The sequence below is a fragment of the Burkholderia sp. 9777_1386 genome, assembly GCF_015712265.1.
Classification (GTDB): domain Bacteria; phylum Pseudomonadota; class Gammaproteobacteria; order Burkholderiales; family Burkholderiaceae; genus Burkholderia; species Burkholderia cenocepacia.
The window spans coordinates 52,344-65,025 of record NZ_JACCQB010000032.1 but is presented as its reverse complement, the minus strand read 5'-3'; the positions used below and the strand labels follow the sequence as shown (position 1 = coordinate 65,025).

The window sequence follows — 12,682 nt, the reverse complement described above, 5'->3', positions numbered from 1 at the left end:
CAGGCCGCCGCGCACGCGCATGCGGCGACGCGGCTGGACGCGGTGCGCAATGTGGAGGACCATTTCCGGGATATGCCGCGAGCGAGCGGGCGCGATGACCACTCGCCCGCCTCGCCGCGCAACCTGTCGACCCCCGTCCAGCGGAGCCCCATGGAACCCGATCAACAGACCGCCGAGCCGATCCTGCTGCGCGACGCGCACGACGGCGTCGTCACGCTGCGGCTGAATCGCCCGCAGCAGTTCAACGCGTTGTCCGAAGCGATGCTGTCGGCCCTGCACGATGCGTTCGATACGCTGGCGGCCGATCCGCACGTGCGCTGCGTCGTGCTGGCCGCCGAAGGCAAGGCGTTCTGCGCCGGCCACGACTTGCGGCAGATGCGCGGCAAGCCCGAACTCGACTACTACCGCACGCTGTTCGCGCAGTGCAGCCGCGTGATGCTCGCGATGCGCGCGTTGCCGGTGCCGGTGATCGCACGCGTGCACGGCATCGCGACGGCGGCCGGCTGCCAGCTCGTCGCCGCGTGCGACCTCGCGATCGCGGCCGATACCGCGCGCTTCGCGGTGTCGGGCATCAACGTCGGGCTGTTCTGCTCGACGCCGGCCGTCGCGCTGAGCCGCAACGTCACGGCCAAGCGCGCGTTCGACATGCTGATGACCGGGCGCTTCGTCGATGCGGCGACGGCCGCCGCGTGGGGGCTCGTCAACGAAGCCGTGCCCGAGGATGCCCTCGATGCAGCCGTCGCGCGCAAGGTCGCGGAGATCGTCGCGAAGAGCCCGGCCGCGGTGCGTTATGGCAAGCAAATGTTCTATCGTCAGCGCGAGTTGCCGCTCGACGAAGCGTATGCGTATGCGGGCGACGTGATGGCGCGCAACATGATGGAAGAGGATGCGGGCGAGGGGATCGACGCGTTCCTCGAGAAGCGGAAGCCGACGTGGCGTTCGTGATGCGTTGACGGAGGCGAATAAGAGAACGCGTCGGCGTCCGTCGTTGTGCAACGCGCAACGGCGGACCGTGTCGTCGTCGGTCTGCGTAAGCGGTTCGCCGCAGAGCTGACGGCCTGCCCGAGGCGGCCCGCCAGCAAGAAGCACGGCATGCGCGGCGACGTGGTCACGTACCGCAGCACCGCAGCACCGCAGCACCGCAGCACCGCAGCACCGCAGCACCGCAGCACCGCAGCACCGCAGCACTGTAGTACCGGCGCCGGTCAGCGTCCGTAACTCCCCGTCCGCAGCGGCGCTTGCACGGTCGATGCGCCGGGCGGCACGATCACGACCGGCACGCGGCGCGCGAGCGCGCACATCAGCTCGTAGCCGATCGTGCCGCTGGCTTCCGCGACGTCGTCCACCTTCACCTGGTCGCCCCACAGCTCGACGCTCGAGCCGATGCCCGCGTTCGGGCAAGGCGTCAGGTCGACGGTCAGCATGTCCATCGACACGCGGCCGACGACGCGCGTCATCACGCCGTCCACCGCGATCGGCGTGCCGGTCGGCGCGTGGCGCGGATAGCCGTCCGCGTAGCCGCACGCGACGACGCCGATCCGCATCGGCCGGTCGGCCGTGAAGCGGCGGCCGTAGCCGACGGTCTCTTCCGGCGCGAGCGTCTGCACGCCGATGATCTTGCTGGTCAGCGTCATCGCGGCCACCAGCGGCGTGTCGGCGATATGCCGCGCAGCACCCGTCGGCGACGCGCCGTACAGGATCGTGCCGGGCCGCACCCAGTCGCGATGCGCGCGCGGATGCCACAGCACGGCCGCCGAATTCGACACCGAGCGCTCGCCCGGAATCCCGGCCGTGGTCGCGTCGAACTGCTCCAACTGCCAGTCGACTTCGCCTTCGTCGGCGTTCGCGAAATGCATCATCAACGTGATCTTGCCGATCGACGGCGCACTCGCCGCGCGTTCCCACGCGGCGCGGAACGCGGCCGGCCGATAGCCGAGCCGGTTCATGCCGGAATTCATCTTGAGCTGGATGTCGATCGGCTGCTTCGGCTTCGCGGCGATCAGCAGGTCGAGCTGCTCGTCGCAGTGCACGGCGACCGTCAGCCGGTAGCGATCGGCGAGTTCGACGTCGGCCGGTTCGAAGACGCCTTCGAGCAGCAGCACGAGCTTGTCCCAGCCGAGCTCGCGTACGCGCACGGCTTCGTCGAGATCGAGCAGCGCGATGCCGTCGGCGGCCGCGAGGCCCGGATAGATCCGTTCGATGCCGTGGCCGTACGCATTGGCCTTGATCACGGCCCACACGCGCGATGGCGCGACGGTGCGGCGGATGAAGTCGAGGTTGTGGCGGACGGCGCCGGGGCGGATATGGGCGACGATGGGACGGGGCATGGCAAGGGCTCGGGTCGGATGTCGTTCGGTGCGCGGTTGGCGCGGCGTGAAACGGTGGGCTGGCGCGATCGCGCCAAGCCAGTGTTGAACGCTATCTTATTGGTGTTCGACCAGTTTTAATTAACGTATTTGTCGACGATTTGGTGGAAATTTTGGCGCCGCAGCGGGCCGCACGCCGTCTCCCGCGGCTTGCCCGGCCGAGTCTCCCGTCTAGAAAACCGGTGCGCGAACGGCATGCCGCAATGCTAAGCTCTCGGCGATCTTGTCATTGATCAATGTAATCATAACGGAGGAGACTTTGATGACGACGTCCCAGCTGTGCCTGTTCATCGTGGCGCTGTTGCCGTTCCCGATGACGTTTCTCGCCAAGGCCCGCAAGGGTTACGACAACCGCGCGCCGCGCGAGTACCTGGCGAAGCTCGAAGGCTGGCGTGCCCGCGCCCAGGCCACGCATCAGAATTCGTGGGAAGCGCTCGCGCTGTTCACGGCCGCGCTGGTGGTGGCGTGGCACAACGGCGCGAACGTGCATCGCGTCGACCAGCTCGCGATGGCGTTCGTCGCGATCCGCGTCGTCTATGCGCTGATGTACCTGCTGAACTGGGCGTCGCTGCGCTCGCTCGTGTGGTTCGGCGGGATGGCGTGCGTCGTCGCGCTGTTCTTCGCGACGCCGTAAGCGGTTCGCCGGCAACGCGGGCCGGCTTCGCGAGCCGGCGCGTCAGGCGCCGCCCGCGCCCCGTGCGTGACTGTCGTTGGATGCGGGGGCAACCTTCTTCGAGACGAACGGCGGCGCGTCCGCTTCGTTGCGCAGGAACGCGATCAACGGATCGAGCAGCCGGTGTCGCGTCGACGGATGGCGGCGCAGCACGAAGCGCCACGACGCATCGCGCGAGAGGCCCGGCACCAGCGGCACCAGGCGCCCGCTGCGCAGTTCGGGCTCGATCAGCGGTACGCGCCCGAGCGCGATGCCCGCGCCGCCCACGGCCGCGCCGATCACCTGGCTGAAACTGCTGTAACGGACGATCTTCGTCTCGAAGTCGTCTGGCAAGCCGAAGTGCACCGCCCAGTTGCGCCAGTCGATTTCGGGGCTGTCCTCGTGCATTTCCTGCAGCAGCCGCGAGCGGCACACGTACCCCGAGGCGTACGGAAACAGTTCGGGACTGCAGACCGGAAACACGGTTTCCCGCATCAGCACGTCGTCGTCGGCCCGCAGCCGGTGCGCCGGTACGTGCACGATCGCCAGGTCGACGCCGCTGCGCGCGAAATCCGGCTCGTCGTCGAGCACGACCGCATGCAGCGGGGTGTCGGGATGAAGCGACGAGAATTCCGCGAGACGGCGCGCGAGCCACATCGACGAAAACGGCGCGTTGGCGGACACGGTGAGCCGTTGCGCGGTGCCGCGAATCTCGGCGCATGCGTCGGTCAGACGCGACAGCGCATCGCTGACGGCCGGCAGCAGGCGCGTGCCGGCCGGCGTGAGGCTGATGCCGCCGAGCCCCGTGCTGCGTTCGAGCAGCCTGGCGCCCAGCGATTCCTCGAGCGAACGGATCTGGTGGCTGACCGCGCTGGTCGACACGTTCAGCTCGGCCGCCGCGCGCGCGAACCCGCCGAGGCGGACGGCCGCCTCGAAAGCACGCAGTGCGCTGAGGGGAGGAAGGTGCGACATGCGGGGTATTGTAGTTGACTCAACACCCGTTGAAAAATCATCTTTTGCCGCGCGCGGGCCGCGCGGGTAGCCTCGATCCGGTCCAGAAAAACGCAACGAAACACCGACCGGAGGGCTGCATGTATTTCGACCGACGACTATGGGCAATGATGACGGGACTGCGCTGGCGGGTGGCGGCGGCCGTCGCGCTCGGGCTGCTCGCGATGGGTGTCGGCATCCTCCGCTTCGTGTTTCTCGGCCGCGTGCTGGCGCTGGTTTTCTCCGGCGCGCCGGCGCGCGGCATCGGCGAAGCCGTCGTGGCAACGGCGGCCTGCGTGCTGCTGCGTGCATGGCTCGATCATCGCCGCACGGTGCTTGCGCAGCACACGGCCGGCCGGGTGCAGGCCACGCTGCGCGCGCGGCTGTTCGACCGGATCGCCGCGCTCGGCCCCGCATGGTTCAGCGGCGAACGCACGGGCGGCGTGATGCTGGCCGTCGTCGACGGCGTCGAGCAGCTGCAGACCTTCTTCGGCGTCTACCTGCCGCAGCTCGTGATCGCCGCATGCGCGCCGATCATGATCTTCGCGATGCTCGCGTGGTGGGACGTGCCGACGGCCGCGATCCTGCTGGTCGCGGCGCTCGTCACGCTCGCGCTGCCGCAGCTCGTGCATCGCGCGGACCAGCGCGCGGCGCTCGCCCGTTCGGCCGCGTTCAAGGCGTTCGGCGAGGAGTTTCTCGACGCGGTGCAGGGCCTGCCGACGCTGAAGGCGTTCGGGCAGAGCAGCGCGTTCGGCGCGAAGCTGGCCGCGAAGGCGCGCGCGCTGTCGGACAGCACGTTCTGGGTGCTCGCGCTCGGCTTGCTGACGCGGTTCTTCACGGATCTCGGCACCGGCCTCGGCGCGGCCGCGGCGATCGCGGTGGGGGCGTGGCGCGTGCGGCACGGCGACATGAGCCTCGAGGCGCTGCTGATCGTGCTGATGGCCGGCAGCGAGATCTTCCGGCCGCTGCGCGACCTGCGCGCGGTGCTGCATCAGGGGATGATCGGCCAGTCGGCGGCGCATGCGATCCATGCGCTGCTCGACGCGGGCAGTCAGGCGCCGGCCGCCGACGCACCGCGCGTGGCGGGCCTGCGGCCGGAGATCGCGTTCGACGACGTGCGCTTCGCGTATCCGGGGCGCCGCGCGGATGCCCATGCGGCGCTGAGTTTCTCGGTACGCGAAGGCGAGACGGTCGCGATCGTCGGGCCGAGCGGGGCCGGCAAGTCGACCATCGTGCGCCTGCTGCTGCGCCAGCACGACGCGCAGGGCGGCGCGGTCCGGATCGGCGGCCACGACGTGCGGACCCTCGCTGCCGACCAGGTGCGCGACATGATCGCGGTCGTCGCGCAGGATGCGACGCTGTTCGACGGCAGCGTTGGCGACAACCTGCGGCTCGGCCGCCCGGATGCGAGCGATGCCGACATGATCGCGGCCGCGCGCGCGGCCAACGCGCACGATTTCATCTCGGCGCTGCCCGACGGCTACGCGACGCGCATCGGCGAACGCGGGCTCGTGCTGTCGGGTGGCCAGCGCCAGCGCATCGCGATCGCCCGCGCGCTGCTGCGCGATGCGCCGATCCTGCTGCTCGACGAGGCGCTGTCGTCGGTCGATGCGGAAAACGAAGCGCTGATCCAGCAGGCGCTCGACCGGCTCACGCGCGGACGGACGACGCTCGTGCTCGCGCACCGGCTGTCCAGCGTGATCGGCGCCGATCGCATCCTGGTGCTCGACCAGGGGCAGGTCGTCGACGAAGGAACGCATGCGGCGCTGATCGCACGCGACGGCCCGTATCGCCGGCTGATGGGGCCGCAACTGGAAGCGGTCGCCGAATCCGTCGGCACGACGGCGGCGGCCGGCGCGACCGCGCGTGCGTCGTCGGGCCCGCAGGTGCGGCCGCTGAACGACGACGCGGCGACGATCGGCTGGCCGGAAACGGTGCGGACGCTGCTGCGCTTCGTGCGTCCATGGAAAGGCAAGGTGGTGCTGACCGTGCTGTTCGGGATCGGCCGCGTGCTCGCGTTCATCGGCGTCGGCGTGCTCGGCGCGCGGGTGGTCGGCGCGGTGCCGACCGGCCAGGTCGGCACGGGGCTGGTGGCCGCGCTGCTCGTGATCGCGCCGGTCGCGGCCGTGCTGCACTGGCTCGAATCGTGGCTCGCGCACGACATGGCGTACCGGCTGCTCGCGGAAATGCGCATCGCGCTGTTCGCGACGCTCGAACGGCTCGCGCCGGCCGGGCTGCTGCGCCGCCGTTCCGGCGATCTCGTGTCGCTCGCGACGCAGGACGTCGAGACCGTCGAATACTTTTACGCACACACGCTGGCGCCGGCATTCGTCGCGGTGCTCGTGCCGGCCGGCGTGCTGGTGTTGCTCGCGTCGGTCGCGTGGCCGCTCGCGCTCGTGCTGCTGCCGTTCCTGCTGTGGGCCGGGCTCGCGCCCGTGCTGGCCCGGCGCGACGTCGACCGGCTCGGCACCGGCGCGCGCGAAGCGCTCGGCCAGCTTGGCGCGCACCTGACCGAAACGATCCAGGGGCTCGCGGAACTGACCGCGTTCCAGGCGATCGGGCGCCGGCGCGCGGCGTTCGTGGCCGAGGTCGATGCGTACCGCCGGCAGCGCGCGAAGCTGCTCGACGATCTGTCGACGCAAAGCGCCGCGCTGGAAGTCGCGAGCGGGCTCGGCGGGCTGGCGGTCGCGGCGCTCGGCGCATGGTTGTGCGCCCGCGGCGGGTTCCCGCGCGAGTCGTTGCCGCTGCTGGTGCTGGTCGCGGTGGCCGCGTTCATGCCGGTCGCCGAAATCGGCCAGGTCGCGCGCCAGCTGGCCGACACGATCGCGTCGACGCGCCGCTTGCGCGCGCTGGAGAAGGAGCCCGTGACGGTGACCGACGGCGCGCACGCGATGCCAGGCGATCCGGCGGTGCGGTTCGAGGCCGTGTCGTTCACGTATCCGGGGCGCGGCGTGCCCGCGATCGACCGCGTGAGCTTCGAGGTGCCGCCCGGCAGCACGGTCGCGCTGGTCGGCGCGTCGGGCGCCGGCAAGTCGACGGTCGCGAGCCTGCTGCTGCGTTTCTGGGACCCGCAGCAGGGCCGCGTGACGCTCGGCGGCGTCGACTTGCGCGACCTGCGGCTCGACGACCTGCGGCAGCACATCGCGCTCGTCGCGCAGGATACCTATCTGTTCAACGACACGCTCGAAGCGAACATCCGGCTCGCCGCGAACGATGCGTCCGACGCGGACGTGCGGCGCGCGATCGATCACGCGGCGCTCGGCGACTTCGTCGCGCGGTTGCCGGACGGGCTCGCGACGCGCGTCGGCGAGCGCGGCGTGCAGTTGTCGGGCGGCCAGCGCCAGCGTGTGGCGATCGCGCGCGCGTTCCTGAAGGATGCGCCGGTGCTGATCCTCGACGAGGCGACGTCGCACCTGGACACGATCAGCGAGCAGCAGATCCGTGCGGCGCTGGAGGACCTGATGACGCAGCGCACGTCGATCATCATCGCGCACCGCCTGTCGACCGTGCGCAATGCCGACCTGATCCTCGTGATGGAGCAGGGCGCCGTGATCGAGGCCGGGCGCCACGCGGAACTGATCGCGCGGCAGGGCGCGTATGCGCGGCTCGTGTCGCATCAGGCGAGCGGGGTCGCGGCGTGAGCGGCGCGGCATCGGCGCGTTGCCCGTTGGCCATTGCCCGGGCGTTTCGCCACCCGCATTGAGCCGAGCCGGCGGTTGCCGGCTCGGCGCGCACGGCCATCGCGGCACGGCGCACCCATCTTCTCTCCCCGTGCCGCCGCCCCTCGGCGCGGCGCGATCCGGCGGGGCGTTCTGCACCGCCGTCCTCCCGTTTTCCTCCGATCTATCCGCGCCGCGCGGCCCGGGTTTGTCTCGATGCATTTACCTGTTGCGGACTTTTTTGTTGTCGTAGTATCGCCATTGACAACACTTGTTGCACTAAGGTCTAATTCGACATCGCATGTTGCGGTGCGGCTTGATGTCGTCGTTCCGCCGGCCTGTTGGCCGGCTACATCGCTCAATCATGCGGAGAGAAACCATGAGTCGCCGTTCCTTCCTGAAAGCCGTCGCGGTCGTCGCCGCGCTCGGCGCCAGCCTCGCGCACGCGGATACCAAGACGCTCGTCGTCGGGACCGATACGTCGTTCATGCCGTTCGAGTTCAAGCAGGGCGACAAGTACGTCGGCTTCGATCTCGACCTGTGGGCGGAGATCGCGAAGGACCAGGGCTGGAAATACACGATCCAGCCTATGGATTTCGCGGGTCTGATTCCGGCGCTGCAGACGCAGAACATCGACGTCGCGCTGTCCGGGATGACCATCAAGGAAGAGCGCAAGAAGGTGATCGACTTTTCGGCGCCGTATTACGACAGCGGGCTCGCCGCGATGGTGCAGGCCGGCAATACGTCGATCAAGTCGATCGACGACCTGAACGGCAAGGTGATCGCCGCGAAGACGGGCACCGCGACGATCGACTGGATCAAGGCGCACCTGAAGCCGAAGGAGGTCCGCCAGTTCCCGAACATCGACCAGGCCTATCTCGCGCTGGAAGCCGGCCGCGTCGACGCGGCGATGCACGATACGCCGAACGTGCTGTTCTTCGTGAACAACGAAGGCAAGGGCAAGGTGCAGGTCGCCGGCCAGCCGGTCAGCGGCGACAAGTACGGGATCGGCTTCCCGAAGGGCAGCCCGCTCGTGCCGAAGGTCAATGCGTCGCTCGTGAAGATCAAGGCCGACGGCCGCTACGCGCAGATCTACAAGAAGTGGTTCGGCGCCGAGCCGCCGAAGATGTGAGCGTGACCACGCAGCATGGCGCGGCCGAACGGCCGCGCCGGTCTTGAATCGAACGGGGAGCGACAAGTGAATTTCGATTGGTCGGCGATCTGGGCGGCGCTGCCGGACCTGATGGACGGGGTCCGGTTGACGGTGTTCATCGCATTTTTCGGGCTGGTGGGCGGCTTCGTCGTCGGAATGATCGCGGGGATGTTCCGCGCATACGGACCGAAGGCGATGAACGTGCTCGCACAGGTCTATATTGAATTGATCCGCGGCACGCCGATCGTCGTGCAGGTGATGTTCCTGTACTTCGCGTTGCCGTTGCTCGCGCATATCCGCATCGACGGCCTGACGGCCGCGATCATCGCGATCACGGTGAATTCCGGCGCGTATCTCGCGGAAGTGGTGCGCGGCGCGCTGCTGTCGATCCCGAAGGGGCTGACGGAAGCAGGGCTCGCGATGGGCCTGTCGATGCCGCGCGTGCTGCTCAAGGTGGTCGGGCCGCTCGCGTTCCGGCGGCTGATTCCGCCGCTCGGCAACCAGTGCATCGTGAGCCTGAAGGACACGTCGCTGTTCATCGTGATCGGCGTCGGCGAACTGACGCGCAAGGGGCAGGAAATCATCGCGGGCAATTTCCAGGCGGTCGAGATCTGGACGGCGGTGGCCGTCATCTATCTGCTGCTGACCGGCGCGATGACGCTGACGCTGCGGCTCGTCGAAAAGCGGATGAAAATCTTATGAGCATGATCGAATTCCAGAACGTGTCGAAGAGCTTCGGCCACGTGCCGGTGCTGAAGAACATCGACCTGAAGATCGACGCGGGCGAGGTGGTCGTCGTGGTCGGTCCGTCGGGCTCGGGCAAATCGACGATGTTGCGCTGTATCAACGCGCTGGAGAAAATCACCGGCGGCGAGCTGCTGGTCGACGGCCAGAGCGTGCGCGGCAACGCGACGACGATCCGCAACATCCGGCTCGAAGCGGGCATGGTGTTCCAGCAGTTCAACCTGTTCCCGCAAATGACCGCGCTCGAGAACGTGATGTTCGGGCCGATCCAGGTGCGCGGCGCGTCGCGCGCCGACGCGCGCGACCAGGCGATGGCGCTGCTCGACAAGGTCGGCCTCGAATCGCGCGCGAATCATTACCCGTCGGAGCTGTCGGGCGGCCAGCAGCAGCGAGTCGCGATCGCGCGGGCGCTCGCGATCCGGCCGCGGTTGATGCTGTTCGACGAGCCGACCTCGGCGCTCGATCCGGAGCTGCGCCACGAAGTGCTGAAAGTGATGCAGGATCTCGCGACCGAAGGGATGACGATGATCGTCGTCACGCACGAGATCGGCTTCGCGAAGCGGGTCGGCACGCGGCTGCTGTTCATGGATCAGGGCGGCATCGCCGAGGACGGCCATCCGGTCGACCTGATCGACCGGCCGCCGACGCCGCGCCTGAAGGAATTCCTGAAACACGTGTCCTGAACGAAACCGAAACTTCCGACATGCCGCTTTCCCTTTCTCCCGTCCTCGCCGGCACGCCGTTCGACATCGGCGTGCGCCTGGGCGAGCTTGCCCGCCCGGTATTCGACGCGTACATGCAGCAGAGCAGCGCATGGCAGGCCGTGCGCCGCTGGCGCGGCCATCCGTTCGTCGACGCGTTGCGGCGGGCCGCGCTCGCCGCGTACCCCGACCTCGTCGCGGAGCTGGACGGGATCGCGGCAGGCATCGGCTGGCCGGCCGAGGACATCTTCCTGTGGAACTGCCGCGGCGAACTGATCCACAACGCGCCGGACGGCTGCACGACGCTTGCCGCGCGCGATGCGGACGGCACGCGCTGGATCGCGCACAACGAGGACGGCGATCCGTACCTGCGCGAACGGTGCCTGCTCGTCGACGTGCAGCCGGCCGGCAAGCCGGGCTTCGTCAGTTTCTACTACCCCGGCTCGCTGCCGGGCCATACGTTCGCCGCGAACCGCGCGGGCATCGCGCAGGCGATCAACAACCTGCGGATCCGCACGCCGGCGCCGGGCGTACCGCGCATGATCCTCGCGCGTGCGGTGCTCGACGCGACGTCGCTCGATGCGGCCGTCGACGTGCTGCGCCGGCACGCGCGCGCGAGCGGCTTTCATCACACGCTCGGGGCGACCGGCGATGCGCGATTGCTGAGCATCGAGGCGAGCGTCGCGCGCTGTTCGGTCATCGAGGTCGCGCGGCTCGCCGGCCATGCGAACCATCTCGTGCATCCCGGCTGCGACGCGCAAGCGCAGATCGTCACGCAGTCGTCGGCGGACCGCCAGCGTCGCGTCGACGCGTTGACGCCCGGCATCGACACGATCGACGAAGCCGCGCTGCTGCGCGTGCTCGGCGATCGCGCGCCTGAAGGATTGCCGATCTACCGCGACGATCCGGCCGATCCGGACGACGAGAACACGCTGGCGACGGCCGTGTTCGCGATCGGCGCGGCATCGATCGATTTCACCGTTCACCAACACGGCACGCAGCGCTTCGCGACGCGCATCGTGCCGTCCGGACGCGCTCACCGCGCATCCTGATCCATGAGGCCACGCATGACGACCGTTTTCCATCGCGCCCCGCGCGCCACCTTGCCCGTTGCCGTCGCAGGCGACGGCATCGAGATCATCGATTCGACCGGCAAACGCTATATCGACGCGTGCGGCGGCGCGGCCGTATCGTGTCTCGGCCACAGCAACCAGCGCGTGATCGACGCGATCAAGCGGCAGGCGCAGCAATTGCCGTACGCGCACACGTCGTTCTTCACGACCGACGTGGCCGAGGAACTGGCCGACCGGCTCGTCGACGGCGCGCCGGCCGGGCTCGATCACGTGTATTTCGTGTCGGGCGGCTCCGAGGCGATCGAAGCCGCGCTGAAGCTCGCGCGCCAGTATTTCGTCGAGAAGGGCGAGCCGCAGCGCCGTCATTTCATCGCCCGGCGCCAGAGCTATCACGGCAACACGCTCGGCGCGCTCGCGATCGGCGGCAACGCATGGCGACGCGAGCCGTTCCTGCCGCTGCTGATCGAGGCGCACCACGTGAGCCCGTGCTATGCGTACCGCGACCAGCAGGCCGGTGAAACCGACGAAGCGTATGCGCAGCGCCTCGCGGACGAGCTCGAACGGAAGATCGTCGAACTCGGCGCGGAAAACGTCGCGGCGTTCGTCGCGGAAACGGTGGTGGGCGCGACGGCCGGCGCCGTGCCGCCGGTGCGCACGTACCTGCAGAAGATTCGCGCGGTGTGCGACAAGTACGGCGTGCTGCTGATCCTCGACGAGATCATGTCGGGGATGGGGCGCACGGGTTACCGGTATGCCTGCGACGAAGACGGCGTCGCGCCCGATCTGCTGACGATCGCGAAAGGGCTCGGCGCGGGCTATCAGCCGATCGGGGCGACGCTGGTGAGCGACCGGATCTATCGCACGATCGTCGACGGCTCGGGCTTCTTCCAGCATGGTCACACGTACCTCGGCCATGCGACCGCCTGCGCGGCCGCGCTCGAAGTGCAGCGCGTGATCGCCGAGGACAAGCTGCTCGACAACGTGAAGGCGCGCGGCGAGCAGTTGCGTGCGTCGTTGCGCGAGCATTACGGCGCGCATCCGCACGTCGGCGACGTGCGTGGCCGCGGGCTGTTCGTCGGCGTCGAGCTCGTGCGCGATCGCGACACCAAGGCGACGTTCGACCCCGCGCTGAAGCTGCACGCAGCGGTCAAGCGCGAGGCGATGCAGCGCGGGTTGATGGTGTATCCGATGGGTGGCACGATCGACGGCGTGCACGGTGATCACATCCTGATCGCGCCGCCGTTCGTGTGTACCGCGCAGCAGATCGATACGATCGTCGAGCGGCTGTCCGGTGCGATCAGCGCGGCGCTCGCGTCGGCCGGTGCATGAACCCCGATCTCATCG

The 12,682-nt window shown here is 69.0% G+C and carries 10 protein-coding genes; 8 read left to right on the top strand and 2 right to left on the bottom strand.

Features of this window, described 5'->3' with window-relative positions; all coding sequences use genetic code 11:
• Positions 1-150: 150 nt before the first annotated feature.
• The gene (locus H0X91_RS22395; protein ID WP_006495098.1) at positions 151-945 is read left to right on the top strand and encodes an enoyl-CoA hydratase; all 795 of its coding nucleotides are present in this window, start codon (positions 151-153) and stop codon (positions 943-945) included.
• 260 nt (positions 946-1,205) lie between these two features.
• On the opposite strand, the gene alr is transcribed toward H0X91_RS22395, so the two are convergent.
• Positions 1,206-2,327, bottom strand: coding sequence for an alanine racemase (alr, locus tag H0X91_RS22390; protein WP_058902969.1), 1,122 nt, complete (start codon positions 2,325-2,327; stop codon positions 1,206-1,208).
• A gap of 301 nt (positions 2,328-2,628) precedes the next feature.
• On the opposite strand from alr, the gene H0X91_RS22385 reads away from it, so the two are divergent.
• Complete coding sequence (locus tag H0X91_RS22385; protein ID WP_006495095.1) at positions 2,629-3,000, top strand: MAPEG family protein; 372 nt, start codon at positions 2,629-2,631, stop codon at positions 2,998-3,000.
• A gap of 42 nt (positions 3,001-3,042) precedes the next feature.
• Here the strand turns inward: H0X91_RS22385 and H0X91_RS22380 are convergent, their stop codons facing one another.
• A complete protein-coding gene (locus H0X91_RS22380) occupies positions 3,043-3,990 on the bottom strand; it encodes a LysR family transcriptional regulator (protein ID WP_006486231.1) in 948 nt (315 codons plus the stop codon).
• Between the two features lie 119 nt (positions 3,991-4,109).
• Here H0X91_RS22380 and H0X91_RS22375 point away from each other — a divergent pair, with 119 nt between their 5' ends.
• From H0X91_RS22375 to H0X91_RS22350, 6 genes are all read left to right on the top strand, one after another.
• A complete protein-coding gene (locus H0X91_RS22375) occupies positions 4,110-7,649 on the top strand; it encodes an ABC transporter ATP-binding protein (protein ID WP_058902970.1) in 3,540 nt (1,179 codons plus the stop codon).
• A gap of 397 nt (positions 7,650-8,046) precedes the next feature.
• Positions 8,047-8,799: a glutamine ABC transporter substrate-binding protein GlnH gene (glnH, locus tag H0X91_RS22370; protein ID WP_058902971.1), complete on the top strand. Its 753-nt coding sequence runs from the start codon at positions 8,047-8,049 to the stop codon at positions 8,797-8,799.
• Positions 8,800-8,814: 15 nt separating this feature from the next.
• The gene (gene glnP / locus H0X91_RS22365) at positions 8,815-9,522 is read left to right on the top strand and encodes a glutamine ABC transporter permease GlnP (RefSeq protein ID WP_020979474.1); all 708 of its coding nucleotides are present in this window, start codon (positions 8,815-8,817) and stop codon (positions 9,520-9,522) included.
• On the top strand, positions 9,519-10,247 hold the full coding sequence (gene glnQ, locus H0X91_RS22360; RefSeq protein ID WP_006486238.1) for a glutamine ABC transporter ATP-binding protein GlnQ: 729 nt from the start codon (positions 9,519-9,521) through the stop codon (positions 10,245-10,247). Before glnP ends, glnQ begins: the two co-directional genes overlap by 4 nt.
• 20 nt (positions 10,248-10,267) lie before the next feature.
• Positions 10,268-11,317, top strand: a complete 1,050-nt coding sequence (locus H0X91_RS22355; protein WP_048989110.1) for a C45 family autoproteolytic acyltransferase/hydolase — start codon at positions 10,268-10,270, stop codon at positions 11,315-11,317.
• Between the two features lie 15 nt (positions 11,318-11,332).
• A complete protein-coding gene (locus H0X91_RS22350; protein WP_058902972.1) occupies positions 11,333-12,667 on the top strand; it encodes an aspartate aminotransferase family protein in 1,335 nt (444 codons plus the stop codon).
• The last annotated feature ends 15 nt before the right edge of the window (positions 12,668-12,682 follow it).